Origin of the sequence: Thalassomonas actiniarum, assembly GCF_000948975.2 — a bacterium.
In the GTDB taxonomy this organism is placed as follows: domain Bacteria; phylum Pseudomonadota; class Gammaproteobacteria; order Enterobacterales; family Alteromonadaceae; genus Thalassomonas; species Thalassomonas actiniarum.
Genome location: NZ_CP059735.1, coordinates 4,489,700 through 4,516,646, shown reverse-complemented (window position 1 = coordinate 4,516,646; position 26,947 = coordinate 4,489,700). Strand labels below are relative to the sequence as shown.

At 47.5% G+C, this 26,947-nt stretch carries 21 protein-coding genes and 1 pseudogene; 11 read left to right on the top strand and 11 right to left on the bottom strand.

Going from position 1 to position 26,947, the window contains the following annotated elements:
• Positions 1-93 precede the first annotated feature (93 nt).
• Positions 94-828, top strand: coding sequence for a VMB family subclass B1 metallo-beta-lactamase (gene blaVMB / locus SG35_RS19585; protein WP_044831998.1), 735 nt, complete (start codon positions 94-96; stop codon positions 826-828).
• Between the two features lie 403 nt (positions 829-1,231).
• Here blaVMB and SG35_RS19580 read toward each other — a convergent pair whose 3' ends face one another.
• The 6 genes and pseudogenes from SG35_RS19580 to SG35_RS19555 all read right to left on the bottom strand — a co-directional run bounded on the left by SG35_RS19580 (position 1,232) and on the right by SG35_RS19555 (position 6,653).
• Positions 1,232-1,816, bottom strand: a complete 585-nt coding sequence (locus tag SG35_RS19580; RefSeq protein ID WP_236702551.1) for a hypothetical protein — start codon at positions 1,814-1,816, stop codon at positions 1,232-1,234.
• A gap of 9 nt (positions 1,817-1,825) precedes the next feature.
• Positions 1,826-2,388, bottom strand: a pseudogene (locus SG35_RS19575) (lipase family protein); the annotation flags it as partial.
• Between the two features lie 42 nt (positions 2,389-2,430).
• Entirely contained in the window at positions 2,431-2,958 is a 528-nt protein-coding gene (locus tag SG35_RS19570) for a DUF6795 domain-containing protein (RefSeq protein ID WP_044831996.1), read from the bottom strand.
• Between the two features lie 482 nt (positions 2,959-3,440).
• Positions 3,441-4,880: a sugar porter family MFS transporter gene (locus SG35_RS19565; protein WP_084692628.1), complete on the bottom strand. Its 1,440-nt coding sequence runs from the start codon at positions 4,878-4,880 to the stop codon at positions 3,441-3,443.
• Positions 4,881-5,011: 131 nt separating this feature from the next.
• The gene (locus SG35_RS19560; protein ID WP_053042915.1) at positions 5,012-6,088 is read right to left on the bottom strand and encodes a FecR family protein; all 1,077 of its coding nucleotides are present in this window, start codon (positions 6,086-6,088) and stop codon (positions 5,012-5,014) included.
• Positions 6,081-6,653 carry an RNA polymerase sigma factor gene (locus SG35_RS19555; RefSeq protein ID WP_044831995.1) on the bottom strand — a complete coding sequence of 191 codons (573 nt, stop codon included), beginning with the start codon at positions 6,651-6,653 and terminating at the stop codon, positions 6,081-6,083. The genes SG35_RS19560 and SG35_RS19555 overlap by 8 nt, the downstream gene beginning before the upstream one ends.
• 961 nt (positions 6,654-7,614) lie before the next feature.
• Here SG35_RS19555 and SG35_RS19550 point away from each other — a divergent pair.
• The 6 genes from SG35_RS19550 to SG35_RS19525 all read left to right on the top strand — a co-directional run bounded on the left by SG35_RS19550 (position 7,615) and on the right by SG35_RS19525 (position 16,129).
• Complete coding sequence (locus SG35_RS19550) at positions 7,615-10,452, top strand: TonB-dependent receptor (protein ID WP_044832035.1); 2,838 nt, start codon at positions 7,615-7,617, stop codon at positions 10,450-10,452.
• A 176-nt stretch (positions 10,453-10,628) separates the two neighbouring features.
• The gene (locus tag SG35_RS19545; RefSeq protein ID WP_044831994.1) at positions 10,629-12,182 is read left to right on the top strand and encodes a tryptophan halogenase family protein; all 1,554 of its coding nucleotides are present in this window, start codon (positions 10,629-10,631) and stop codon (positions 12,180-12,182) included.
• 43 nt (positions 12,183-12,225) lie between these two features.
• Positions 12,226-13,014 carry a SapC family protein gene (locus SG35_RS19540; protein ID WP_044831993.1) on the top strand — a complete coding sequence of 263 codons (789 nt, stop codon included), beginning with the start codon at positions 12,226-12,228 and terminating at the stop codon, positions 13,012-13,014.
• 44 nt (positions 13,015-13,058) lie between these two features.
• On the top strand, positions 13,059-13,790 hold the full coding sequence (locus tag SG35_RS19535) for a DUF6445 family protein (protein WP_044831992.1): 732 nt from the start codon (positions 13,059-13,061) through the stop codon (positions 13,788-13,790).
• A 487-nt stretch (positions 13,791-14,277) separates the two neighbouring features.
• Positions 14,278-15,321: a ribosome small subunit-dependent GTPase A gene (gene rsgA / locus SG35_RS19530; protein WP_044831991.1), complete on the top strand. Its 1,044-nt coding sequence runs from the start codon at positions 14,278-14,280 to the stop codon at positions 15,319-15,321.
• A gap of 139 nt (positions 15,322-15,460) precedes the next feature.
• Positions 15,461-16,129 (top strand): DUF1614 domain-containing protein, encoded by a 669-nt coding sequence (locus tag SG35_RS19525; RefSeq protein ID WP_044831990.1) that lies wholly within the window; start codon positions 15,461-15,463, stop codon positions 16,127-16,129.
• Positions 16,130-16,143: 14 nt separating this feature from the next.
• Here SG35_RS19525 and SG35_RS19520 read toward each other — a convergent pair whose 3' ends face one another.
• Positions 16,144-17,049 (bottom strand): LysR family transcriptional regulator, encoded by a 906-nt coding sequence (locus SG35_RS19520; protein WP_053042914.1) that lies wholly within the window; start codon positions 17,047-17,049, stop codon positions 16,144-16,146.
• Positions 17,050-17,176: 127 nt separating this feature from the next.
• Here SG35_RS19520 and SG35_RS19515 point away from each other — a divergent pair, with 127 nt between their 5' ends.
• From SG35_RS19515 to SG35_RS19505, 3 genes are all read left to right on the top strand, one after another.
• Entirely contained in the window at positions 17,177-17,851 is a 675-nt protein-coding gene (locus SG35_RS19515; protein ID WP_044831989.1) for a pirin family protein, read from the top strand.
• Positions 17,852-17,967: 116 nt separating this feature from the next.
• Entirely contained in the window at positions 17,968-18,684 is a 717-nt protein-coding gene (locus SG35_RS19510) for a hydrolase (RefSeq protein WP_084692624.1), read from the top strand.
• A gap of 221 nt (positions 18,685-18,905) precedes the next feature.
• The gene (locus tag SG35_RS19505) at positions 18,906-19,331 is read left to right on the top strand and encodes a potassium channel family protein (RefSeq protein WP_044831988.1); all 426 of its coding nucleotides are present in this window, start codon (positions 18,906-18,908) and stop codon (positions 19,329-19,331) included.
• Between the two features lie 122 nt (positions 19,332-19,453).
• On the opposite strand, the gene SG35_RS19500 is transcribed toward SG35_RS19505, so the two are convergent.
• The gene (locus tag SG35_RS19500) at positions 19,454-20,704 is read right to left on the bottom strand and encodes a M12 family metallo-peptidase (RefSeq protein WP_044831987.1); all 1,251 of its coding nucleotides are present in this window, start codon (positions 20,702-20,704) and stop codon (positions 19,454-19,456) included.
• A 538-nt stretch (positions 20,705-21,242) separates the two neighbouring features.
• Between SG35_RS19500 and SG35_RS19495 the strand changes: the two genes are divergently transcribed.
• Positions 21,243-21,521 (top strand): PEP-CTERM sorting domain-containing protein, encoded by a 279-nt coding sequence (locus SG35_RS19495; RefSeq protein ID WP_044831986.1) that lies wholly within the window; start codon positions 21,243-21,245, stop codon positions 21,519-21,521.
• A gap of 6 nt (positions 21,522-21,527) precedes the next feature.
• On the opposite strand, the gene SG35_RS19490 is transcribed toward SG35_RS19495, so the two are convergent.
• Genes SG35_RS19490 through SG35_RS19480 form a run of 3 tightly spaced genes read right to left on the bottom strand, consistent with a single transcriptional unit; the run spans position 21,528 to position 26,945 of the window.
• Positions 21,528-22,832, bottom strand: coding sequence for a tetratricopeptide repeat protein (locus SG35_RS19490; protein ID WP_044831985.1), 1,305 nt, complete (start codon positions 22,830-22,832; stop codon positions 21,528-21,530).
• Positions 22,833-22,849: 17 nt separating this feature from the next.
• Positions 22,850-24,565 (bottom strand): hypothetical protein, encoded by a 1,716-nt coding sequence (locus tag SG35_RS19485; protein ID WP_201777773.1) that lies wholly within the window; start codon positions 24,563-24,565, stop codon positions 22,850-22,852.
• A 46-nt stretch (positions 24,566-24,611) separates the two neighbouring features.
• Complete coding sequence (locus SG35_RS19480; RefSeq protein ID WP_044831984.1) at positions 24,612-26,945, bottom strand: ABC transporter permease; 2,334 nt, start codon at positions 26,943-26,945, stop codon at positions 24,612-24,614.
• Positions 26,946-26,947: the final 2 nt, after the last annotated feature.

Below are 26,947 nucleotides of genomic sequence, written 5' to 3'. Positions count from 1 at the left end.
ACCGGTTTAAACCGGAACAAATAACACTTGGTTCTTGCTCCGGCATCGCTTCTATTACTTCCCCGTTAGTGGGGCATTAGAGACTACTCAACTATGAAATCAATTATTCTACTTATACTCCTTGTTCCTTGTCTTGTTTTTGCAAATAATGAAAGTGTCAAACAACTTAAAATTAAAAAATTAAGTGATAACGTCTATCAGCATATTTCATTTAAAAGGGTTAAACCATGGGGGTTAGTAGAGGCATCAGGTCTCGTTGTTATTAATGGTACTGAAGTACATATGATTGACACTCCTTGGACAACTCAGGGAACTAAAGAATTAATTGAGTGGATTGAAGCTAAAGGGCTAACTTTAAAAAACACTGTTGTTACTCATTTTCATGAAGATGCTAGCGGCGATTTACCACTTTTAAATGATCTAAAAATAAAAACTTATGCAACATCACTAACCAACAAACTGCTTAAATCAAACCGAAAAGAAACGTCCAGTGACGAAATATCAAGTAATACATTTGAATTAGCTGATGGTGTCGTGAGTATTTTTTACCCGGGAGCAGGACATACAGAAGATAATATCGTTGTTTGGGTGCCTAAGGAAAAAATATTATTCGGCGGTTGTTTTGTTAAAAGTCTGCACGCTAAAAGTTTAGGTAATACTGGGGATGCTGTTATTGGTGAATGGTCAAACTCTATTCAGAAAGTCATTAATCGTTACCCTGATATCAAATTAGTTGTTCCCGGGCATGGTAAAGTTGGAGATGTTAGTTTGCTAACTCATACACAAAAATTAGCTTTGTCTGCAAAGGACTCTAACAAGAAACTATAGCGTCAATAGCTCCTTTGTCGCTTATTTTAGCCAAAGATTACTAAGCCGCTTATTGTGGCATTATCGATACAAAATCTAATCCAAATTCGCTTTAAGTGCCAGCCACCTAATGTCGGGAATGTGGCAGCTACAGTCTTTAGGCCTTATCCCACAAATTCGATGATCTTGAAACTCGCCGCCCTTAATATTCAATAAGGGCAGTTCTGTGCGCACAGTAGAAGTTAAACAGCGCACCATAAACTCCGGGAAAAGGCCGTATTGCAATAAGTTGCTGAGCAGAACCTTTCTTTCATACTGATCTTTGGGGGCAACTTGTGGACGTCCCATATTGATATCCGGTATCTTTATGGCTTGCTGCGATTGGGATTAACAGGCCGTATCACTGATAATGGTTAGTCGGTTTCTAATTGTTTTGCTTTAGCGCCAGCTTTGCGGCTTTTTGTAACCGGGCGATAGTGACAGTGAATACCCAGCGGATAAATTTATAGGTAAATTCAATCGGTATATAGGCACTTTTGCCGGCAAAAACCAGCATATAGCCTAATACGCCTTTGAGTTGTTTTTCCATGCCGACGATTTTCGAGATATCAACCAAGGCCCTGGCCATGATGTCGTATACCGTACCTATGGTGGCGCCCGTGGCCTGAAGAGAAGCGATAATGGTTGTGGCGCCGCCGTCTATCATTACCGTCATTAACGCTGCGGCAATTTTGTCGGCCCAAAAGCTTGAATAGGTACTTTCAGTGCGGTTTTGGTAGTTGGGCACCACCCGCTGACTGGCGGAACAGGCGGCCTGGCAATGTAAGCTTTCCCAGTCGTTAACGTTTGCGGTGTTAATATAGCCCGGGCTATCTCCCATAAGGTGAGCTTTATGATCTATGCCCTGGGCACGGGACAATATGTATTCATGGCCATTGATAGGGGCATGGTAAAAGGGCCATACCGGCATTTTCGGTACAGGATCTGCGCCATGAACACAACGAAACATTTTTTTCACCCGGACACTGTTATTAATGGCATAGTCTTTTTTACCAACCCTGGGAGCGCCGAAGGTGTAGAGATAAACATTTCTTTTAAATTCTGTTTTAATCCAGTCTGCGGTTAAGGATGCAAGTGCGCCCCCAGGCTATGGCCGACACAATGGATAATACTGTTGCCGTTAAAGAGACCCGGTTGGTTGAAATAGGCCATTAAGCCGGATCTGAACGAAGCAAATGTACTTTGAAAACCGGTATGTACCGAAGCGCCGTTATCACTGTTACAGCTATGGTAGGTAATGTCGGTGAGGGCATCGGCTAATGAATCCGTGCCGCGGATAGCTATTACATGATCGTTTTTATGCTCCCGGCTATAGCCTTGGCCGATTAAAACAAAGCCTGTTGTCTGGCGGCAGAAAAAGCCGCCTGAAGTACCGGTATAGATATGTTCTGATAGATTAAATTTGAAATGCTTCCTTGTCTCAGCATTAAGCGGTAAAATGAAACCTTTCGGAACCGGCCCCTTAATACTGTATGCGGCAGCCGCAAGATCTGAAGCAACCGAAGGTGAAATTTCAGTCATATTTTGTCCTTAAAATAATATCTTTATTTCGTAGTAAAAAAGTCAAATTACTTCATCATAAGAAGCAATCAACTCATTGTTAAAATAGGTCGAAATTAGCTCCCCCTTCCAGTAACATATTGAAATAACAGGGTGTCTCTGACGTCCTCCATAATTTCCAGCGTTAATTTCATGATGGACTTCTTTGTTTTGTAAATCGGCATTAAGCTGTAACATTAGTTCTGATAGTGGGGGAATTGAACGCCAGCTCTTGCTTGTAGACCAAAGAAAATAATAGTGGTCATCTTGATCTTTGGGATCATCTTTTTCGATATAAATGGATTGCATAACAGGCATGTTTGCCCCAAACATATCCCCGGGTAGTCGTGATTTTATGATTCTTTTCTCAAATGAGAACTGTCCCTTGGTATCGGTTAATGCGTATTCTTTTTGCTCTTTTCCTTTTTTATATCCTTCATACATAAGACTACGTACCACTTCTATACCAGCGACAGGCTTGTCGCCATTGGTGATGCGTCCACGTACCTCGGGTGACATTTCCACCTCATGTCGTTTAAACAGACCAAACATAATACGGCCCTTTGTGGTGTGCAGAAATTATATTAACGTCGGCTCGACTGGTAATAATTTGAGATTGATGAGTTGGAACTAATTGATATGAATAAAACTTATTTTTGTTAAACAAAAGAACATCCTCCATTGATATTCACTTAGTGAAAACGACTATAGTTGATAAATCAGGTTATTTCATCATAGGAAGTAATCAGTTCATTATTAAATTTCAATAGTTTTTAAGTTTAAACCCAACACTCCAGCTGTTCATTTTTGATCGTAGTGCGTGAAATATCGCTGCGGGTAACGATATCAAGCAAGTTTCGGCTGTCACCTGTGAGCGGCACGCTGAAATTCCTGTCATGCCTCATCGTAAGGGGGATTTTCCGTTAGCGGGCTTTTATGAGGGCAGTCATCAAAGATATTGCCATCAATGACTGCTTGTTTTATGTGACTAGAATAGAATCAAAAGGGCTGGAAGCCCCAGGTTGAAGGCTAAGCTACATGGCTTCCAAGGATACTCCTTTGGTTTCCTTGATGTATTTCACCACAAAGAAGATGCTGACTAAGGCGGATGCCGCATACAGACCATAGGCTCCCGCCAATCCGAAACTGGCTAGTATTATTGGGAAAGTCATGGTGATGGCGAAGTTTGCCAGCCATTGGGCGCTAGCCGCCACTGCCAGGGCTGCACCACGAATGCGGTTATTAAATATTTCACCCAGTAACACCCAAACCACCGGGCCCCAGCTTAAACCAAAAAATACCACAAATAAGTTGGCCATAATTAACGCCAGGGTGCCCATGTTTTCCGTCAAGGCCAGTTTACCTGCGGCATCAAAACCGCTGGTGCCAAAGATAAAGGTTAGCGCTCCCAGACAAACAAACATGCCGACACTACCGACCAGCAATAACGGCTTGCGGCCGACTTTGTCGATCAGGGCGATGGCTATGAAGGTTGACAGGATATTGGTGGTGCCTGTGAGTACGTTAATAAATAATGATTGGGACTCATCAAACCCCGCCGCTTGCCACAGCTCGGCGCCATAATAAAAGACGACATTGATGCCGACAAATTGCTGGAATACCGATAAGGCGATCCCGATCCAGATTATCGGATGAATTTTTTTCTGTCCTTCAAGGAAGAGATCCGCCAGGCTTGGTTTTTTATTGCCGTGTAAGGACGTTTTTACTTGCGCAATTTGCTCGTCTTGGGTGCCGTTTGCTATGCGCTTAAAGACATTGCGGGCTTTTTCTACTTTGCCTTGGGCCACTAAATACCTGGGTGATTCAGGTATAAAAATAACCCCGGTTAAAAACAGTAAAGAGGGGATAAGCTCTACCCAGAACATCCAGCGCCAGGCGGCCAAATCAAGGATAAAACTTGCTTCGGCGCTACCTGCCTTGGAGGCAATAAGGTAGTTGCTTAAAAAAGCAGCAAACAGGCCGAGCACTATGGCTAATTGTTGTAGGGTTGCTAAGCGGCCACGTAAAGCGGCGGGAGCGACTTCGGCAATATAAGCGGGTGCTAATACCGAGGCGGCGCCTATGCCAAGCCCCCCCAACAAACGATAAAAAATAAATTCAGCCGACGTATCTGAGATACCTGAGCCAAAGGCGCTGACGGCAAAAATAATGGCAGTAACTATCATCACCGGCTTGCGCCCGAAACGATCGGCTACCGGGCCAGCCATCAAGGCGCCTAAGGCACAGCCTAATAGTACCGAGGCAACATTAAAACCGGTCGCGACATCATTGGCATTAAAGGTCTTACCTAACGCGGATACTGTGCCGTTTATCACGCCTGAGTCAAAACCAAAGAGAAAACCGCCTATGGCCGCCACTGAGGAGATAAAAAATACATATAAGAATGATCCTTGAATTTCCTCTGTTTGTTGCAAGGTATCGGGTAAACCATCAGAGGAAGTTTGTGTGCTCATTAATCTTTATCCTTTTATTATTATCTAATGTTAAAACCGTGACCTGTAAAATATAAAAAGCCCATTATTCATCATAATGGGGAATCGTATGGTACGATCTAAGGGAGTTTTTTATGGTTTCGTCTTGATAATTAACCTGCGTATTTCAGGAAAATTTTATCGTGACTCACTTTTTCATAACTGATATTAAAGTTCCTGCTCAGTACATCCAGCAACCCGGTGACATCCCCGGTTTTAAACATACCGGCCACTTGTATCTGCTCAAGGTTTTTATCGCTGTCGAGTTCAAATTCTATTTGGGTATACCGGCTTATCTCCGCCATGGCTTCAGCTAAAGACTCACCCCGAAAAATAAGGTTGCCATTTCGCCATGACAAGCTGGCGGCGATCTCAACCGGGTCTATTTTGACTTTGGCTTGTTGGCTTTTTCCGGTGACATCTAAGTTGATTTTCTCCCCTTTAGAGATCAGCATGGCGTTTGGCGGCAATCGTTTCGCCAATTGTTTGAGGTCATTATCTAATAAGGCATTTAATGAGGACTTTTCCTCTTTGGCGACCAATACCTTGCCGTCGGTGACAATCAGCTCCACCAGTTCATCGCGCACTTCGACATTAAAGGCGGTGCCTACCGCCTGGATAATTTCACCGCCGGCGATAACACTTAACGGACGGGATTTATCGTGTGCGACATCAATATGAATTTCGCCACGTTGCAGCTCGATAATACGGGCGTTTTCGGTATATTTTACCTGGACGAAGCTATTGGTATTAAGCACTATTTTGCTGCTATCGGGTAAGTTGATGGTATTACTTTCACCTATGCCGGTTTGATAACTTGCCTGAATAGCCACCACAGCAGAAGGTGATTCCAGCGGAGCAGGGAAAAAGGTCTGCTTGCCGAGATAAAAACCGAACGCCAACACCAGCGAGGCGGCAATGGATACCAGCCAGGGGGCATTTTTCTTCTTTTTAACCGGCGCTTGCGGAAAGATATCCGACAGACGACTGAGTTCGGCCATTTTGTCCCATAATTGTGCGATTTCAAGCAGTACCGCGGTGTTATGCACGTCTTGGGCTAACCAGGCTTTTAACTGCTGTTGCTCCCCGGGTGATAAACCCCGGTCTAATTTTGCTATCCAGTCACTGGCAGCATCCAGGCGTTGTTCTTCGTCTTGGGCGCGTTCATGAATCTGATGAATATTACTCATAAGATCCTCCGGCAATGTTCTTTGCTGACGCCGTTGTTACGGTCGGCGTCTGATGGTTTATTTTCCGCATAAAGAGGGCGCAACGTTTCATGCCGTTTGCTATATGTTTTTCCACGGTACTTTCACTAAGGTTCAATTGTTCAGCAATCTCACGCTGAGAATAACCATAAACTTTCTTTAATACAAAGACCTTACGACACTGCAGCGGTAATAACCTGACCGCTTCACAAAAATGTGAAAACTCGCTGTCGGTCAGGGCGCTTTCATACATTTCGTCTTTGTTATCATCTGATAATAACTGCTCTAAGACCTGAATATCATCAACATTATCAAGCCGTTTAACATTCGCCTGCTTTTGATAATCTAATGCCAGATTGCGCGCCGTTTTGAACATAAACGATTTTGGTGAGCTAACCGTTTCTTTGTGTTCAATCTGGCAAATACGGACATAGGTTTCCTGAACAATATCTTCTATTTCGTGTGGCGGGACAATGCGCGACACCAGCCGGGAAATACTTTTCCTCGAGGCTAAATATATTTTATAAAACACGGTATCGTTTGACATCAGGCTCCGCTCTTTACTTTTTTAAGCTCATTTAAGTTCACTGAACAGGTCGCTGATGCTTGCTGATACACTATGACTTCGTTTCATTTAAGGTCTTACTTAAGCGTCTTATTTCGGTAAACATTTTGGGTTAATACCTATAAAGACGATTCGGCTAAAAAAATCCGCCATAGAGAATGATTTTTTTTTAATTATTTATCTTCGCTATGTTCTCTTGGCTATTTTCGTCTGGCTTATTTTTCTACTAAGCCTACTTGTTTGCGCGTATCAGATCTACGGCAAATATAAATGCCAGCGCCGTCCTCAGGGAAATCGCTTAACGGTTGTAATTCATAGTGGAGTTGCATATGGTCTTAGCTGATATAGGCGTAAGCTTAGCTAAAGATAAGCAGAGCAGGGAAAGAAACCTTCTTTTTTGATGATATTTTTCAGTTGCTTATCTTGTTATCCCTGGCGGCCTATATCAATAGAATATTACGACAAGCATTATAAAAATTAGGTGTTAAAAAATACCAGAATGTCTTTTTTCTCAAAAAAAGTAGCCGAAATAATTAATAAATTCCTATGGAGGAAAATAAAAGGCCAGTCGTCTTTGTTTTATGTATGGCGTAAATCCATACCGGGGAAATATCGAAAGTTATCACGACATTTTATCTGTATTGTCATGGTTTTTAGCTTATCCAATCGGGCTAATGCGGCAGAGTTACAGGAAAACGTTACTTTTAATATTCCCAGACAAAGAGCCGATTTATCGCTAATTAATTTTGCCGAACAGGCGGATATTACTTTGCTTTTCCCTCTGGATAAAATGGCGGGCAAACAAACGAATTCCTTGTCGGGAAAATATTCGGTTATGGAGGCACTCAATATCTTGCTTAAAGATACCGGCCTTAAAACGGATATTAGCGAAAGTGGGCAGTTATCTATTTTGATAGATCCCAGTTTTGAGAGAAATAACGACATGGCGCATTATAAAAAAAATAAGGTTGCAAGTTCGGTGTTAGCGGTATTAGGCACGGTAGCAACAACACCAACGATGGCAGAAACCGAGACTCAGGTGAAAGAAACCGAAGTCATTGAAGTGAGGGGAATAAGAGGTGCGTTAGGTCGCGCCATGGATACCAAACGTGAAGCGGGCGGGGTTGTTGACTCCATTTCAGCAGAAGATATCGGTAAATTTCCCGATACCAACCTGGCGGAATCATTGCAGCGTATCTCGGGTGTTTCCATCGACAGATCCGGCGGCGAAGGACAAAAAATCACCGTTCGTGGTTTTGGCCCGCAATTTAATACCGTGCTGGTGAATGGCCGCCAGCAGGCCTCTGAAGATGCCGGGCGTGATTTCAGTTTTGATACCATCGCCGCGGAAATGGTCAGAAGTTTAGATGTACATAAAACGTCAACCGCCACGCTGCAATCCGGCGGTATCGGCTCTACCGTCAACATTAACACCGCTAAGCCTTTCGCCGTCGGTGGCTTTAAAGCCGCCGGTAGCGTTAAAGCTATTTATGACGGCAACAGTGAAGAAACTACCCCCCAAGTCTCGGGTTTAATCAGTAATACCTTTAATGAGGAAACTTTCGGGGTTTTACTGGCGGTTTCTTACCTGGAGCGTGAAACCCGGTTAAACCGGGCGCAATCGGCGGGCTGGCGGGAAAATTCTGATTTTGTCCGCGGTACGCCAAGAACGGCCTCCGGCGAACTTTATACCGGCAACGTCTTTATCCCACAGAATTTTGATTCCCTGGTAACCACAGAAAAACGTGAACGTACCAATGCCAACCTGGTGGTGCAGTATGCCCCGGCGGATAACCTGGTGGTGACCGCAGATGCTTTATATTCAGACTTTGATGTTAAATCAGATACCACTTCATATGGTCACTGGTTTTCCGCCAACAATGTCGAAAACGTGATTGTCGATGAAAATGGTACCGTCACCGACATGTATCAGGAGGTGGGTTTAGCGACAGATTTTCATGCGAAAAAAGCCGATCGGCTGACAGAGTCGAAATCATTCGGTCTGAATCTTGACTGGGAGGTTAACGATAACCTTAATATGCAGTTTGATATCAGCCATTCCAATGCCACCCGGGATGCCAATAACGGCCGTGGCGGCTCACTGGCGCTGCTGGGATATGCCAACCGGGTGCAATGGACGCTGGATGATAATATCTTGCCCTATTACAGTAACTTCGCCGACGCCGATGGCAGTATTTATAGTGGACAGCAGGAAGCGGATGGTGTGGTACAAGATCCCAATAGCCCGGATTATGTGCCCCCTCAAGGGGTGTCCGATTATTTAGATCCCGCCAACAGCGGCGCCCATGTCATGATCCGCGGCGGCAACGAAGTGGAAGACGATATTACCCAGGTGAAATGGGACGGTGTCTGGACCGCCGATGGCGACAGTGGTTTTGCCGCCGCCAAGTTTGGCGTGATGTTCTCCAGCGAAACGAAAACCGTCAATGAGTGGAATAATACCAATAGCGGTATTCACTGTACTTATTGTAATTACCAGGACTTCCCTGATGTCAGCGCATTCGAGCAGGAAATTTTCGATGCCGGTGATGACTTTTTAAGCGACGTCAGCGGCAGTGGCCGCACCCCGACCCAGTGGTTATCGTTTGACGGTGAGGCCTTGTTTGATTATTTAGGCAGTGTCGAAGGGGTCGATTTTGATGCGGTGAAAACGTCCAACTCCTTTGAAGTGGAAGAAGAAACCAGTTCATTCTATCTGGAGCTGGACTTTGAAGGGGAAGTGGCCGGTATGTTCATTTCCAGTACTGCGGGTTTCCGTTACGAAAGTACCGACGTAGAAGTGAGCGCCAGCCAGGCCAATGTGCAAAGTTTATCGATTCTCGATGCCACCGAAATGTTAGCGGCCTACGGGCCAACGACTGATTTTAGTGAAAAGAGCAGTTACGATGAAATTTTACCTAACTTTAGCGTCAAACTGGAAATTACCGACGATCTCCTTGCCCGTGCTGCGGTTTCCAAAACCCTGACCAGACCAACTCTGAGTAGCTTAAGGCCTATAACTAAGCTCGATACCGTGCGTCAGGGCAACTTACAGTCATCCAGTGGTAATGCTAAGCTGATCCCCTTTATCTCAGACAACCTGGATTTGTCACTGGAATGGTATTACGACCAGGCCAGTTACCTTTCTGCCGGTTATTTCAGAAAACATGTGGCGAATTTTATTACCAATGTTAAGCAAGAGCGTACTTTTACCACACAAGACGGCAGTTTATTAACCGATCCTTCTACCGGCAGCGATGTCAGCGCCCCGGATGCGGACGATGGCGTGGCGGTATTTACCAACACCGCACCTGAAAATGGTGAATCGGCGATTGTTGACGGCTGGGAGTTTGCCGCGCAGCATACCTTTGGTGAGTCCGGCTTTGGCGTTATTGCCAATGCCACTATCGTTGATAGCGATGCCGAATTAGACAATGCCGATATTACCCAGGTCTTTGCGGTGACGGGTTTAAGCGACTCACTTAATCTGGTGGCTTTTTATGAACAGGGGTCGTTCCAGGGGCGTATCGCCTATAACTGGCGGGATACTTTCTTACAAAGCCTGAGCCAGGGAGGTGGTGACGGTGTCACTTATGTTGAAGATTATGCCCAGTGGGATGCCAGTGCCAGTTATGAGCTGACGGACGAGATGACGGTATTTGTCGAAGGCATTAACCTAACCGAGGAATATACCCATAGCCGCGGACGCTTCTCTAATCAGCTGTTAGATATTGTTGATAGCGGCCGTCGTATTTCCTTGGGTGTCAGGGGCACGTTTTAGGCTTGGTAATGCGCGGCTAACTAACGGCTGAGCAACCTGAACCCGGATAATACCGGGTTCGGGTTTATTGCTATTTATAGCCGGTCCACTTCAAGGTGTTGGTTCAGCGTTGTGAAACCTGTATCTTGAAGTGCAGCGGCCAGATAACCCTTATAAATGAATGTGGCAGAATTAAGATGGATAAACCCACTAAAACCGTCGTGATAGTCGGCGGCGGTAATGCCGGCTGGCTTACCGCAGGCCGGTTGGCGGCAAAACATAAAAGCAACAAGGCGCAAGGTTTAGAGGTGATCTTGGTTGAATCACCCTCAATACCGGCTATCGGGGTGGGGGAAGGCACCTGGCCGACAATGCGCGCCACCTTAATGGCGTTAGGGATCAGTGAAAGCGACTTTATTCGTGAGTGCGATGCCAGTTTTAAGCAAGGAGCTAAATTTGCCAAATGGGTAGACGGCAGCGAGGATGATTTTTATTACCATCCACTGGTATTGCCGCAAGGTTTTGGTAAAGGGGATTTAGCCGGGCATTGGCTGGCGCAGCAAGCGGGAGAAAAGCGTGAGTCTTTTTCACAAGCAGTTTGTTTTCAGGAAGCAATATGTGAGAACTCCCTGGCACCAAAAACCATCAGAACCCCGGAATTTGCCGATATTGCCAACTATGCCTATCACCTGGACTCAGGTAAATTTTCCCGGTTTTTACAAAAACATTGCATTGAAAAACTTGGCGTAAAGCATATTGTCGATGATGTTACCGGCGTTGACAGCGCGACAAACGGCGATATTGCCGCGGTAAAAACGCAAAATAATGGCGAAATCACCGGTGATTTGTTTGTTGACTGTAGCGGTTTCTCCTCGCTGTTACTGGGCAAACATTATCAGGTACCGTTTAAAAGTTGTAGCGATGTATTATTTATCGATACCGCATTAGCGGTGCAAGTGCCTTACGAGCATGAACAGGAAGAAATAGCCTCCCATACCATTTCTACCGCCCAGGAAGCCGGTTGGATTTGGGATCTCGGGCTGCAGCATCGCCGCGGCGTGGGTTATGTTTATTCCAGTAAACACTCCAGTGAAGCGCAGGCGAGGGCGGTACTTAAGCAATATGTCGGTGACAAGTTTGACGAGTTAACGGTGCGGAAAATCCCTATCGTCAGCGGTCACAGGGAAACCTTCTGGAAAAATAATTGTGTCGCCGTGGGCTTGTCGGCGGGTTTTTTAGAGCCGTTGGAAGCGTCGGCTTTGGTCTTGGTGGAATTATCGGCGCAAATGATCAGCGAGCAGTTACCGCAAACCCGTGCCGTGATGGACATAGTGGCGCAACGTTTTAATGAAACTTTTCATTATCGTTGGCAAAAGATCATAGATTTCCTAAAGTTACATTATATTTTGAGTAAACGCAGCGATAATGCCTTCTGGTGCGATAACCGTGATCCGAGCACTATTCCCGAAAGCTTGCAGCAAGTGCTGGCCTTGTGGAAATATCGTGCCCCGGCGGATCATGACTTTACCAGCAATAATGAGGTTTTCCCTGCCGCCAGTTACCAGTATATTTTATATGGTATGGGCTTTGAGAGTGATTATAGTTTGTCACTCTATGCACTGGACGATATTGACTTTGCCCAAAGCCAGTTTGCACAAAATAAAAAGAAAATAGCACAGGTGATGGCAAACCTGCCGGGTAATCGTGAACTGTTAAATAAAATCAAGAGATTTGGCCTGGGCCGGATTTAACTTTTCAATGGATGAAATCAGATTGATAAAAAGGTAATAATGTATGGCGAATTTAGTTGCGGTAGATAATCAAAATCACTTAACCACCAGGGTTGACCCCGATAAGTCGGAATTACATGGCGCTGGGCTACATCTGCTGCCTGTCGTGGTGTCCGAATTTACCCAGGTGGGGCTGCAATACCCGATAGTGCTCACCAAAAAAGGGGATACCGGACAGTTTGTGTTTGCGGCCATGTTAGGTTTTGAGGCGGGTGAAAACTTGTTCTGGCAAAACGAAAGCTGGCAAGGGGTTTATTTACCGCTGCAAATCCGACGCCAGCCGTTTTTCATTGAGAAAGTTGAGAAAAATGCCGGCTCGGATACCGATACTGCCGGCGAAGAAGGCGATTATATTGTTTGTATGGATACCAGCAGCCCGACTATCTGTTTTGATGTCAGCTCCGGCATCGGCGATGATACCGGCTCAGGTGATTCATCAGAAAAAGGTTTGCCGCTGTTTGATGAAACCGGTCACGACAGTGAGTACTTTCTGCAGGTTAAGGAGTGCCTGAGTCAGCTACTTAGCGGTGAGTTGGATAACCAGCGGTTATTAGATCACTTGCAAGAAATGGATTTACTCCAGTCTATGTCATTAGATATTACCTTTGAAAATCAGCAGACCAGGAAAGTAACCGGCTTATACACCATAGATCAACAAAAGCTGGCGAAATTAACCGATGAGCAAGTGTTAACTTTGCACAAGTCGGGTTTATTTGCGCCGATATATACCTTTATTGCCTCGCAGGGGCAAATACATACCTTAATTGATTTAAAGAATAAGCAGCTTGCTTAAATGCGCTTGGGCTGTGGTTGTACTTTGCTGGTAATGGACTGATTATGTCAGATGTTTCACTTAAGGTGTCAGGCAGTTTTTTATTAAATGAAAGCGCCTGTATCACCCGGTTAACCTTGGGGCAGGAGAAAATTCCGTTATTGATCATCGATAATTTTGTCCGGGACCCGGATGAGCTTATTGCCGCCGCTGAGGGCGGTGGTTTTGCAGCGGACGGGCAAAATTTTTATCCCGGGAAGCGCAAACCCGCACCTGGGCATTACAGCCGCCAGCTGAGTGAGATATTTTTATTTCACTTTAAAGCCGCTTTTGGTCTGGAAAATGCGGTCCATGCCCGAACACTGGCTTCGACCTTTGCCATCTCAGATACCTCTTTGCAGCAGTTAAGGCCGATCCAAATGTTACCGCATTTTGATACCTGCGATAGTCATCAATTTGCCCTGGTGCATTATTTATGTGGCGAAGAGCATGGCGGTACTTCATTTTATCGCCATCGCAGTACCGGGTTTGAAACCATCAGCGAATCCCGCTTAGCGGTATATGGCCCGAAGTTAAAACAGCAAGCCATTGCGAGTCAGCTCCATAAAAATCCCGCTTATATCAATGGCAGCAATGATCTCTTTGAGCAAATATTTTCCGTGGATGCCGCCATGAACCGGATGATTATTTACCCGAGCAAGGCACTGCATTCAGGCAATATCAATCCGGACTTAGGTTTGTCATCCGAGCCAAAACAGGGCCGGTTAACCATCAGCAGTTTTATTGTGGTCGGGTAATAGTTATCTGTAAAAGCTTGGTTTTGGGCAAGTGTTTATCACTCTTTTACTCGCTTTTTGAGTGTTAGAGCCAAAACTCCAGCGGTTCATTTTTGATCATAGTGCAATAAAAGTGTTTGACTCTTTAGGCGATTTTAATCATTATTCGCACGCTACTTATACTAATCAATTAATTTAACAAGGAGAATTTGATGATAGTCCTCAAGCCAACGCCGGCGACAAAGATCTGAGCTGAAAAAGTTTATCCGCCATTTTATTTTGGCTTTTACCGATAAATTTACGTTAAATCCGGAGAGTTAAGGCAAGCCCTTACTTTTACTGTTTTATCGTTCTACCGTTTTTGTATTTTCATATCAAGCGATCTTTGTGATCCCGCTCTTTTGTGCCTGTTTCCTTAGCAACTGATGATAAATTAGGGAACTAACCACCAAGCGATCTGCTACGTCCGGCCCTCACTTTTTTTATTATTTTTTGCCGGAGCAAAACATTGAATTTTTCAAAATTACAGCCACTTGGCTGGTCAAACTATTTCTTACAACAAATGGCTTTAGCCGATACTTTGACGGAAAATGGCCCACAGCCTTTTCGTATCAGTGCTATTTACCGAAGCCGCATCGATGCCATAGGGGAGGACGGAGAACAAACCTTAATGTGTCCCGATCACTTTTTGCCTGTCAGCCAGCATATTGCCGTAGGGGATTGGGTGCTGGCACGCAAACGCCATGAGCACCTTTATATCGAAAATATCCTGATGGCGAAAAACCGTATTGAACGATACTCGGGCCATGAACACCAGCTGATTGCCGCCAATCTCGATTATTTGTGGATCGTCACCAGCGCCAATGAAGACTTTAATCTCAAACGCTTGCAGCGTTATCTGGCACTGGCCTATGAATTTTCCGTTGAGCCTGTGGTGATACTGACAAAAACCGATCTCGGCAACAAAGAAGCCTATCTTAAACAAATCCGCTCGCTGAGCATTAGTGAAGTGCATGGTGTTTGTGCGCATCAGGTAGAAACGCTGGCGCCGCTATCGGCCTATTTTCATCCTGGTAATACCATAGCTTTGGTGGGCTCTTCCGGTGTGGGAAAATCAACCTTAGTCAATCTTGTTTCAAAAGGGGAGCAGCTTACCCGGGAGATCCGCAGCGATGACGGTAAAGGTAAGCATACCACCACCAGCCGACAACTGTTTTTTAGTGAGCAGCAGGTGGCCTTTATCGATACTCCGGGTATGCGGGAATTACAGCTACCCGGGGCAATGGAGGGCATCAGGCAGGTCTTTGCCGAAATTGATGCACTGGCGCATGAGTGTAAGTTCAGTGATTGCCGCCATGACGAAGAGCCCGGTTGTGCGGTGCAGGCGGCGATAACAAATGGTAGCTTGAGCGAAGAGCAGTTTGCCAGTTATCAAAAATTATTAAAGGAGGATGCCTTTTTACAGCGCCGGGATGCGGGCACTTATGCCATGAAACAACAGCAAAGGGCGTTTGCTAAAATGGTCAACAGCCATAAAAAGGAAAAGTGGTAGCTCTGCCGGTTGGGGGGCAATAGCCGCAGTTGATTGCGGCTATTGCTTTATTTTGTCATTTTTTAGTACCCGTTTATCGGCTGTTAAAAATTATGGCTTATGATCAACTATAGAGGAACATTTAACATGAGGTCTTAACATGCCCGCCGGGATCTTTGCCCTTGTTTGTTTCTTTTTGCTGCTGGTTTTGTGGCCATTGATCTTTATGGATATTATGTTGTTGGCGTTGGTGAAACTTGGTATCCCGCCTTTTTTCGGCTTGTTTATTATTCTGGCGATTGTCGTCGGCAGTTTTATTAATATCCCGCTGAAGCGTTATCGCTTTCGCGAAGAAATCAAGTCCGACTGGCTGAAGTTATATGGCTTAGAGCACAGATTTTTGCCCTTAAGGCTAAAACAAAATGAAATGGTGATCGCCGTTAATGTCGGCGGTTGCTTGGTGCCTTTACTGCTTGCCCTGTACCAACTGGGGCGTTTATTCATGACAGGGGGGCTGTTGATGGCGATGGCGGCCATTATCATTAATGTCGTGATCTGCTATCACCTGTCTAAAGTAAAACCCGGCGTCGGTATCTTGTTACCGGCTTTTTACCCCGGCATTATTGCCGGGCTTTGCGGGCTGTTATTTTATCCGCAAAACCCCTCGGCGGTGGCTTTTTGCTCCGGTATTCTCGGGCCGTTAATCGGTGCTGATCTTCTTAATTTAAAACAAATCGTTCAATTAAGGGCGGGCACGGCCAGCATAGGCGGTGCCGGTACTTTCGACGGTATAGTCATTTCTGGTTTTATCGCATTATTGCTGACCTGAAAAACTTTGGATACTTATGGCTCCTTTACCTTGAAGCAGGTTTCCAGGTAATCAAGCAGCGCCCTGAGTTTAGGCATGGCGCCTTTATGGCTGGGATAAAGGGCGTAAATATCGGCTTTTTTATAGCGCCACTGTGGCAGGATACGCACCAGGGTTCCCTGGTTAACCGCCTGCTGGCCGATGTAATCAGGCAATACCGTAATACCGGCATCATCCTGGGCCAGGCGGCACAAGACATTAAAATCATCGCAGCAAAAGGCCGCCTGGATCTCCACCCGGGCGCTTTTTTTGCCCTGGTACAGCTGCCACTGCTGCTTGCTGTCCAGGTTGGTCATCAATAAGCAGTCTAAGTTTGCAAGCTGCTCGGGGGAGTGAAAATCACCGGCTTTCATCTTCACCGAGGTTAAATATCCCGGGGAAGCATAAAGGTATAGCTCCCGGCTGCAGAGTTTTTTTGCCATCAGGTTGGAGTCTTCGAGTTCACCGACCCTCAAGGTTAAATCATAACCCTCCTCGATTAAGTCTACCCGGCGGTTGCTGAGATTTAGCTCCAGCCGTACCTCGGGATAGAGGCGTTTAAATCCGGCGAGGTAGGGGGAGAGCAGGCCCTGGCCAACGGCAACTGAGGTACAGATCTTAAGTTGACCCCTGGGGGAGGCCATTAAGGTATTCACCGACAACTCGGCGCTTTGCATTTCTTCCTGAATGCGCAAGCAATGCTGGTAATAGACCTTGCCCACTTCCGTCAGGTGCTGGGCGCGGGTAGAGCGCTCCAGCAAGCGCGCCCCCAGACTTTGCTCCAGCCGGGTAATTTTGCGGCTGATATTGGACTTGGGCAAGTCATAGGCCAGGGCGGCAGCGGTGAAACTGCCTTTCTCGACAACGGTGGCAAATACCAACATATCATTTAAGTTTTTCACCTTTACCTCTTATTTGTTACTCCAAATGGAACATTGATTTACTTTTTAGCTTATATATCCATTTAGTGCAATTAGATAAGCTGTTCTTCGTCATTTAGCAGAACCTAAAACCAAGCGGAGAGCGCCAATGCGATTATTACACTTTAACGATCTGCCCCAAGGGGGCTTTGCCGGGCTGAGAGAACGTCAACTGGTGATCGACCCGAAAATGAACCGTGGCCGGGTCCACCCGACTGCCGCCAGCGGCATAGGCAACTTTGTTTATCTGGCAGATGCCAACTTTAAACCTAAAGGGGAAACCGGGTTGCATCCCCACCGGGAAGTGGATGTGATTTCTGTGATGGTGGACGGGCGCATCAGCCATGCCGGTTCGCTGGAGCACGGCCAGCAGCTTAATGCCGGTTCGGTGCAGGTGCAGCGCGCCGGAGGAGAAGGCTTTAGCCATAACGAAATCAATCCCGATAACAAAGAAAATAACATGATCCAGTTATGGGTGCTGCCTGAGCAAGCCGGGCAGAAAGCCGGTTACAAGGTCTATCAGCCGCAAGCAGGGCAACGCATGCGTATTTATGGCGGCAACGAAGGGCAAGAAGACACCTTTGCCAGCAAAACCGCAATCGATATTGCCCAACCCCTGGCCGGTGAGCAGTTGGAGCATAAAGGCAAAGTGATGGCCTATATCGTTAAAGGCTCGGCCAGCTTTAACGGGAAAACGGTGAAACCCCGCACCCTGGTGCGCAGTGACGGCTTAACCGTTAAAGCGATATCGGACAGCAAAATCATCCTGATTTATGTGCGCTGATGTTTTGAGGTAAATGCCTTGAAATAAATACCTTGAGGTAATTGCCTCGAAATGAAGCCCGGCTCAGGCCCGGCGGATGAACCTTAACTTATATTAACCAAGCAAGAGAGTAACCCATGAAAAAATTTAAAACCCTTAGCGCGTTATTAACCGCTGCAACCCTGGCTTTCAGTTCTATCGGCTGGGCCCAAAATGAGCCGGCCGCTAACAAATTTTCCGAAACGTTAACCCCGGACAATGCCATGCTGGCGATGATTGACCATCAAACCGGTTTATTGGTTGGGGTCAGGGACTTAGATCCTATGTTGTTAAAAAACAATATCCGCGGCTTAACCGCTATGGCCAAGGTACTGGAATTGCCCAGTGTTATCACCTCCAGCTATCCGGGCGGACCAAACGGCCCCATCATGCCGGATATTCTGGAAAATCTGCCCGATGCCCCGGTGATTAACCGTCAGGGAGAGATTAATGCCTGGAAATCACCTGAGTTTAAAAAAGCCATAGAAAAAACCGGGCGCAAGAAAATTATTATGGCAGGTCTGGTCACCGACGTTTGTTTATTATTTCCGGCCCTGAGTGCGGTTGCCGAAGGGTATGATGTTTATGCCGTGATTGACGCCTCCGGTACCTGGAATGATACGGTACAGCAGGCGGCTATTGCCCGCATGACTCAGGCGGGAGTGAAAGTGACTACCTGGGGCTCAGTGCTGGCGGAGATCATGGACGACTGGCGCAGTCCTAAAGGCATGGAGCTAGGCGGAGTTTTGGGCACTCACACCTCTTATGGCTGGGTATATGACAGCTATATGTCCCAGGCCAGCCAAGGCAAATAATCGGGAAATAGCGATGCCGGGCAGTTGCAGGGACTGCCCGTTAACCTTTCCAGCTTCAGGGGGCTATTTAAAACACAGGCAGTGGTTTCTTGAGTGAAATTGACTGGCTAGTTGCTTGTTCTTCAATGAGTTATATTTTAACCTAGCGCAAGAGGCAGTGATTATACGGCTTACTGCCAGCGTTGTTTTGTTAAGGAGTCTTCCTGACTCAAGAGGAAAAAATGATAGCCCTGTTTTTGATCAATAGCCTGGTGGTGATCGCCGCGGTACTGGTACATTATGAGTTTTTGTACCGTATGACCCGCTTTATTCCGAAAATGAAGATACATCACAGATACCGGATTGTCCTTGGTGTACTCGGCGCCTTAACCGCACATGCCTTTGAGATCTGGATTTTTGCCCTGGCCTATTATTTTTTCAACAGCGCTGAAGGTTGGGGACATCTTAGCGGCAATGTTAGCGGCAGTTTATTGGACTGTGGTTATTTCTCCTTTACGGTTTTTACTACCTTAGGTTTTGGCGATATCCAGCCGGAGGGAGACTTAAGATATTTAACCGGCATAGAGTCATTAACCGGTTTAGTGCTGATCACCTGGACTGCTTCGTTTTTATATTATGAAATGCAAAAGCACTGGGGGCTTGATTAAGCGTGCCAATAAGTTGTTTGCTCCGCCTTGATAACTGACATGTTATAGAAGCAAGACCGATAACAAAAGGCCGGACTCAGTTAGGGCTGTGTCCGGCCTTCGTTTACTCGTAAAGCACAGGCTTAACGGAAAGCCGCAATTTCAGTTTTGGTGGTATTTAATACCAAAGCATTGAAGCTGCTGGCTTCTGTGCCCATCACGTCACCGTTATACTGGACAAAAGGGTTTGACCAATAGTTGATACGGGTACAGCCGCGGCGACAGTTATACGCCATAATGGTGCGCCATCCTGCACGGTCGGCCTGGTAGCCGTGGCCGTAGGCATAAGGGGTTTTGGTCGGATCGTTTTTCGGATCGTGACGGGCAGACTGCAGATGGCCGACTTCGTGGCCAAAGGAGTAATACCCTGTGGCGCAGTCATAATGCACGGCGGCAAAAGCGGTTTCTGCCGTAGAGCCGATACCGGAAGCCAAGCCGCAGTATTGGCCGTTGTCTATCATCAGCATCCCGACATCGGCGCTGATTTGATCCCGGGTATTGTGGATACTGTCCATCACGCCATCACTGGTTTCACGGTAACGGGCAAGGTCGGTTTCAAAGTTGCCGCTTTCGGTGTAGTTCACCTGGTATTTACCGGCAAGTTCCATATTAATGGTCACACCGGCATTGGCATATCCCTGGTTGGTTTCTGCGATAGCCAAATCAATCAAGCCGTTGATATCACCGCTGGCGGCAGCTGCTGCCGGAGTATAATGTACCATGATACGGATAGTTTCAGTCGGTCCCGGATCCGGTGGTGTGCCCGGATCAGTGCCCGGCTTGGCCTGGATTGCCGCCTTCATGTCCTGCTTGGCGGCTTTGGCGATATGGTCGAACTCTGCCGGGTGATCTGCCGGTGCCTGGCTCTCATCAACCGTGATCAGGGCATGGCCAGAACCCGCCAGCGGGCGTAATTGATACAGTTCGCCTTCAAGACGGATATTGGCGGTCACTTTATTATTGTTACGGACAAAAGTAACGGAATTACGCGGGTCTAAACCTGTCGTTGCGCTGGCAGTTTCCAGGATGTTACCCGCCCAAATCAGGGTGCCGTTGCCGGTTTGTTTGGCGCTGTTTTTTAAAATCGTGAGATCGCGGCCGTTAACGCTCAGGCTGATTTCATCACTGTCTAACATAATGCTTTGGGCATCAAGCTCTACCAGGTCGATAGCGCGCGACTGGGCTTTACCGGCGATATTCTGTAATACCCTGTCTTTGCCCCAGGCATTGGCCTGGGCACTGGCATTCATGATGGAATTGACAGGCTTGGCTGCCATGGCAGCTGAGGTTAACAAGCTTAAGCCAAGGGCTAAAGCAATTTTGCTTTTGATCATGTACTTTCTTCCTTTTTATCGGCAGCGGCCATTGTCTGAGCTGCTGCTGCACTTTGTTTATAGTTATTATGTTCTTGTTGTCGCTAAGGTCTTTAGTTACTTAAGCTATAACCATCAGTTGCCTGATATTTCTGCTAAGAAATGCTCGGTAACTCATATAGGGCTTTACCGCAACAAGTGATTTGAGGTTAACAAAGAGCGGGTTTAAGGGATCGCACTGGTGCGACAGAAATTCGAACAATTACGACACGGTAAATTATTCATTGGTGAGTAAAAAATTATTTGTTTAAAACACAGTAACTAAGAATTGTGGTCTAATGAGTTGCAGGGATAAAATATATCAATTTAAAATTATTTTTTGTCATGTTTTGTATAATATTCAATCGATAAAGCCACAGCAGAAATAAAAAATTACTTTTACCTGGGATTTTTTATTTCCTCAGGTTGTTTAAAAATCGACCGGGCAAGGTGAGTTGGCCGGTTAATAGTTTATTTGGGAATTAGGCAGCTTACAGAAATTTTCTGCTTTTTCTGAAAAATGATTGTCGTCGAGGGAGCTTTTCAATGGCATTTACTGTTTACGGTAATGCTCAGCCACATAGGCAATGCGAATGCCTATGCCGAGGCGATCATGGATCCTTTGTCCTCCGTCAGTGATGTGTCCTTGACGGGTTACACCATTACTTCTTCAGCGATCACTGAAAATACGGGATTACAGGTTGTCAGCGAAGTTGCCGATGTGCCGGAACCGGCCACGGGTGCCCTGTTGGCCCTCGGGCTTATGGGGCTGGCCGGTCGGCGTATGAAAAACAGTTAGTAGCTTTTACTCAAGTGTCTTTTCCAGTCCCCGGGCCAGCTCCTCTATCCCCGGGTTGCGCCAGGGGGTGGATAAGATCTGCCGGTAAAGCTGCTCCGCCTGCTTGGTTTGGCCAAGCTTAAGGTAGCTTTTCGCCAGCAGGGTTTTGCTGTCGGCATTGGGACGGGCATTGAAGTTGAGCTGGGCGCTGCTCAGCAGTGCCGGGTGGGTTTGCTCCAGGGTGAGCAGGCGTTCGACAAAATGTCCGGCGGCGGCTTCGGGGTACATTTGCTGTCTGAGGGTAAACTCTGCCATGGCTTCATTGTGCAATTGCTCGGCTTCTTCCGTCTGTCCGTTTTGCTCAAGCAGCAAGTCTGCCAGCGCCAGTTTTAATTCCGGGTTGGGGTTTTCAGACACCAGTGCCCGGTACATGCCTTCGGCCTCTTGCTTTTTCCCCGTCAGGGTGAGTATTTCGGCGATGTGTTCTTCAATCAGCCAGTAGCCGGAATAGGCGCGGTCGGCGGTTTGATAAAACGCCAGCGCCAGATCATAGTTTTCCTGTTCTAACTCCAGCAAGCCTTGTTGCAGCTTGACCCAGGCATATTGATAAAGCTGTTTGGCGGAAAGCATCTCTCCGGCTTGCTGATACAAGGCTCTGGCCCGGTCAGGCTCTCCGGTATTAAGGGAGTAGTGGGCGAGGCGGACCAGGTTTTCCCAGCCGGGGGCATCTGCTATCAAGGCCTGTAACTGGCTTTCTGCCTGGCGGTACTGGCCAAGTTGCAGGGCAATATCAAGGCGTAATGCCCGTACCGGTGTGCTCTCTTGTGCCTGTGGCGGTAAGCTATCAAGCAAGCTGATGGCATTATCGAACCTGTGCATGCCGGCATTAAAGTTGGCTTTGGCATAACGCAGCGCCGGCGGATTATTTAGTTGACCGGACATCTTATTGAGTAATAACTCAAGTTTCTGATAATCCTGATACCTGCCGGTGAGTACGGCTTTTTTATGGTAGAGCTCACTGAGTTTGATCAGCAGCTGCCCCGGGGCCTGGATGATGGCCGGTGGCGGGATGTTTGCTGTGTTTTTGTTTGCAGCTTCCTTCTCGGTATTTTCATTGCTATTTTTATCGTCAGTCTCAAGCCCGAGCTGGGCGTTGAGTTTGGCAATATTTTGCTGCAATTGCTGCATATCTTGCTGATACGCGCTGACAACAGGTTCGCTGCAGGCGCTTAGCAGCGCCGTGATCATACATAAGCATAAAGGAGGCAGCAGCCGGGGAATAAGGCGGCTTATTCCCCCAGGTGCTTTGAGTAAAATTTTATCAGGCATCATTTTGGCCACCGGCAGTGCTATCTGTTGCGATATTCATATTCTTCCTCCTGGATATCGCCGCCGGGCCAGGGCGGGGGCATATAAGGAAAGCTATTGCTAAACGGGGCGTCGTTAAACAGCGGGTTGGGCGGGTTTTTCGGCATTACCGGGGCCTTGTCCCATAAGCTTAGATCCCCCAGGGTTTCGACATTACATTTTTGTCCGCCGCAGCCTGATTTCATATCTAAAAAGGTCGACAGGAAGCGGGTGGCTACCTGATCTTCAAAGCGGCGGCCAAAGGGCCAGGTGCCTGTGGTGTCCATGTCGATGGAGGTCAGGTTGGGAATAAAGAGTTCAAAGGTGCGCCGAAGCGGTATGTCTTTGCCGGAATTGTTCCAGCTGTCATCCGGCATGTTCAGCTCCTGGAAGAAGCATTTTTTTGCCCGCGGGAAGGCCTTGGTGGCCAGTTTATAGGTTTTATACACGGAAACCTTTGAGTTGTCGTGGTCGAAACAGGTGTCTATGCCCAGCGCCGTCACCGAAGGGCCAAAACCCCAGCCGAGATGGCCGAAGCGTTTGACAAAATGCAGGGATAACTTGAGGTTGTTGGCGCCGATGTTTCTGTCGTCATAACGCTCGCTTAAGCCGGCATCAAGGAAAGGCACCCCCACGGTATCGACCCGGTTGTAGTTGGCATCGTTATCGTTAAATTCCTGTGCGGTGGGATCGTTGCCGAAAAAGCTGGCGATGCCCAGCCACAGGTTTTGCCAGAAGGAGGGGGCATAATGGGCAATTTTGCTCGATGCCTTAGAGACCCAGCTTTCTCCCCAGATGCGTACGATACGGTCGCTTTGCGGCTTTTGGGTGATAAAGTCTAGCGGTACTTCAAAAACCAATCCGTTGATATTGCGGCCTTTTTGCGCGTCCCTGCCGCTGTAGACCAGGCGGTAGTTGCCCTGGGCGTCGGTTTTATAACGTTTGGCGTCCAGGGTGATTTTGGCGTCTTCGGGCAGGTAGAACTTGGTGGTGACGCCGTGGTCGGGATGTTCGGGATCGAAATTAAATAAGGTATTGTCCTCTATTTCCAGCAGGGTTTTCGGGATCGGTAACTCGCGGTGGTCCATAGGGTCGGTATCCGGGATACGGTAATATTGCGGGCCGTAGTTTATGGAGCGGAAAAAACCGGGCAGGTCGTTAAAGAAGGGATCATCACGGCCGCCGAGGAAGGTTTTGATTTTATGGCCCGCCGGCGTGGTAATATCCAGGGTTTTATTGGTGTCTATCACCTTGGAAAAATCCCCTTCGGGAAAACCTAAAAAGTCGACCTTGGCGCGGTTGTCTGTGCTGAAGGTGACCCGGATTTCGGCGGCTTTAAGGCGCAGGTATTTATCTTTTAAGCCGTCAACATAAGAGGCGATGCCTTTTAAGCTGTGCTCCTCGAGTTTAATCGAATGCCTGGGCTCGGCGTTGACCTTGATTTTATAGAGCATGTCCCGGTCAAAAATACCGGTTTTCGGCAGCGGGGCGAAGGTCAGTGCCAGCACCACTTTTTCACCGTCGGACTTATCGTCACTGGGATAGCCAAACATGCCGTAGAGATCTGCCGAGCTTACCGGAATGTTGGAAAAAATGGAATTCACCGCATTGGGGTCGTTATGGTCGGCGGCCGGGGCGACAAAACTCCAGCTCGTTAACAGCAGCGCAATCAAGGCCGGGCTTTTTATTAAGCTTTTCATCAAGGTTTTGAGTTTCATAGGTTGTCCATTTTTAAGGTGTTAAAGTCCAAGTGTTTTATCCGATTTAAGGAAGCTGGCGCATGGCCTTGTCATCCTGTATAAACTGTTTGGTCAGCTGGTAGCCCAATTCCCGGTAGGATTCAAATTGCCGTTCGTCAAAAAACTGATCTGAGGTTGGCTGGTTCGGGTATTCCGGGTTGGCGGCCTTATAGGCGTATAGATCCCGCGGCAGCTTATTGACTAGGGTGGCCTTGATATAGACGAGCTTACCGACAAACGCCTTGTTTTCTCCTACTGTGGGGTAGACGATGTCGCCAATGGCATAACCGCGTTGGGCCAGCTGATCTTCCTGTTCGCCGATAATATTGCTGTCGGTTTTTTTGTCGCTTTGCTCGGGTCTGAGCGCCGCGCTGCCGGGGGACATGCCCCAGAGGTTAAATTCCGGGTCGGGAAAGCGGATGCGGACGCCAAAATCTACCCGGATACGTTCTACCGCATTGCCAAAGTCATCATAATGGGCATCGGGATCGGCACTGCCGTCAGAGAGGATGATCACCGGCAAGCGGCGGCGCACCAGTTCGTACAGCGCGGTATTGTCAAAATGGCCGCCGTCGGATAATTCAACGAAGTCGCTGTCTTCTTCATGGCCGAAATTAAATAAGTTGCCGGTGCCGGGACGGATATAGTTGGGTTTGCGCTTTTGATCTTTTTCTGTGGTGTGCCTGGGGTTTAATGCCCAGTAACCCAGGCGCATGCCGAAAAAGGTCAGCAGATAAGATACCAGCGGCGTCGTGGTTTTTCCTATGCCGGAAACGCCGGCCTGGGGATTTAATGCCGCCCCGGAAATCGACATGGCGGTGGCCAGGGTTAATTTACCGTCGATAAAAATGTCTGTTGCCACATAGCTGGTGGCGTCGCTGCCGCAATACAGGGGGGAGAGTACAAAGCTGTCCCCGAGACGTCCCCGGTATTTGGGGTGACTGGCGTTATTGAGTATGATATTGGTATTGATCAAATGATACGGCGACCAGTTGTCTCCCTGTGCCAGCTCTGACAGCAGGGAGTCGTTGGCAGCTTTTCCCCGCACTTGCAGTTTGTCGTTTGCTTCAACGTTGGGGTCTTTTAAAAAGGTTTCCATCAGGCGGTCGCGATACATTTTATGGGGACTGATTTGGTTGGTATTAACCCCCAGGCCAAAGAAGGCGGTTAACGCCAGTGCCAGTATCAGCCATTGTCCCTGGTCGTTGGCCGCTAAAGTCAGCAGCAATTCCGCCAATAAATAGGCGACTACCAGCACCACAAATACCAGGGCGATGACGATTAATGAGCTGAGCAGCTTGTCGAGCATACCCGGCGGTTTGCTGTTGTCGCTGTCGTTTTTCATTTGCTTCAGGGAGACCAATACCCCAAGCACGCTGCTCAATGAAGCGCCTCCAACCATAGAGCCGCTCCATAAGGGGCTGGATATATGCGGATCGACAAACTGTGCGGCAAGGGGTAAGGCGGCCAAAGCTAGCGCGGCTGCCAGGGCGCGCACCAGGTAACCGAGAAACTTCTGCACCTTTATTCGAAAAGGATAATTACGTGCCAGCCAGTGCATAAAATACGAGCTGATCCCATAAACTAAGGTGGTGATGGCAAACAGTATGGCAACGGCTGCCAATAAAATAAGCGCGACGCAAAAAAAATCAAACCTGGCAGAGCCGGTATTCACATTCAAAACACCGGCAAATACGCCGAAAAACTGCATCAGGATCAGGAATAAAAAGCACATCAGCAGGGTATAGGCGATTAAGGAGTGGAAAATGCTTAAAAGCACAGTACCCACTAAAGAAGCGCCCCCTAACTGATGCGGGGTCAGGTATTTACCGTGCTGGCGGATATAACTTAAGGTGCTGTTTTCCCTTTCACCATTGTGCTGGCTACCGGCAAAACTGCTGCGCTTGCCAAAAGGGAAAAAGTTAAATTTTTTCTGATACCAGCTCAGGGCAGAACCGGCGTAGCCACCGCCGGAAGCGGTGGACAGGTAGCTGAGCTTATGAAAAATACTCGGGGGGTTATTGCCGCTCTGACGGGTTTTTAATCCCTGGATCACCCCGATGGCAAAAGAGGCGGAACGGATGCCGCCTCCCGATATCGCCAGGGCGTACTCGGGGGCATCTTTGGCCGGGTAATCGGCGGCCTTGAGATCCGGATAACGCGCTTTATTCGGATTGTCATCGTTAACGGCATTGCCATCGAGCAGGCGCTGATAGTTTTTATCCAGGTATTCCCGGTAATCCTGCTGTAAATAGTCTTTATTTTCCTCCGTGCTGAAATGGGCCAGGAACTGCTCCCTGACCCGGGCTTTTTCAATTGCTATGACTTCATCGGCATTGAGGTTAGTGGTTTTATCCATAA

Coding starts and splice junctions, on each gene's coding strand:
- SG35_RS19495 (WP_044831986.1), top strand. CDS start 21,243: ATGATTGTCGTCGAGGGAGCTTTTCAATGGCATTTACTGTTTACGGTA.
- SG35_RS19535 (WP_044831992.1), top strand. CDS start 13,059: ATGTCAGATGTTTCACTTAAGGTGTCAGGCAGTTTTTTATTAAATGAA.
- SG35_RS19570 (WP_044831996.1), bottom strand. CDS start 2,958: ATGTTTGGTCTGTTTAAACGACATGAGGTGGAAATGTCACCCGAGGTA.
- SG35_RS19500 (WP_044831987.1), bottom strand. CDS start 20,704: ATGATCAAAAGCAAAATTGCTTTAGCCCTTGGCTTAAGCTTGTTAACC.
- blaVMB (WP_044831998.1), top strand. CDS start 94: ATGAAATCAATTATTCTACTTATACTCCTTGTTCCTTGTCTTGTTTTT.
- SG35_RS19490 (WP_044831985.1), bottom strand. CDS start 22,832: ATGATGCCTGATAAAATTTTACTCAAAGCACCTGGGGGAATAAGCCGC.
- SG35_RS19565 (WP_084692628.1), bottom strand. CDS start 4,880: ATGAGCACACAAACTTCCTCTGATGGTTTACCCGATACCTTGCAACAA.
- SG35_RS19555 (WP_044831995.1), bottom strand. CDS start 6,653: ATGTCAAACGATACCGTGTTTTATAAAATATATTTAGCCTCGAGGAAA.
- SG35_RS19515 (WP_044831989.1), top strand. CDS start 17,177: ATGCGATTATTACACTTTAACGATCTGCCCCAAGGGGGCTTTGCCGGG.
- SG35_RS19540 (WP_044831993.1), top strand. CDS start 12,226: ATGGCGAATTTAGTTGCGGTAGATAATCAAAATCACTTAACCACCAGG.
- SG35_RS19480 (WP_044831984.1), bottom strand. CDS start 26,945: ATGGATAAAACCACTAACCTCAATGCCGATGAAGTCATAGCAATTGAA.
- SG35_RS19580 (WP_236702551.1), bottom strand. CDS start 1,816: ATGTTTCGTTGTGTTCATGGCGCAGATCCTGTACCGAAAATGCCGGTA.
- SG35_RS19545 (WP_044831994.1), top strand. CDS start 10,629: ATGGATAAACCCACTAAAACCGTCGTGATAGTCGGCGGCGGTAATGCC.
- SG35_RS19485 (WP_201777773.1), bottom strand. CDS start 24,565: ATGAAACTCAAAACCTTGATGAAAAGCTTAATAAAAAGCCCGGCCTTG.
- SG35_RS19550 (WP_044832035.1), top strand. CDS start 7,615: ATGGCGCATTATAAAAAAAATAAGGTTGCAAGTTCGGTGTTAGCGGTA.
- SG35_RS19505 (WP_044831988.1), top strand. CDS start 18,906: ATGATAGCCCTGTTTTTGATCAATAGCCTGGTGGTGATCGCCGCGGTA.
- SG35_RS19560 (WP_053042915.1), bottom strand. CDS start 6,088: ATGAGTAATATTCATCAGATTCATGAACGCGCCCAAGACGAAGAACAA.
- SG35_RS19525 (WP_044831990.1), top strand. CDS start 15,461: ATGCCCGCCGGGATCTTTGCCCTTGTTTGTTTCTTTTTGCTGCTGGTT.
- SG35_RS19510 (WP_084692624.1), top strand. CDS start 17,968: ATGAAAAAATTTAAAACCCTTAGCGCGTTATTAACCGCTGCAACCCTG.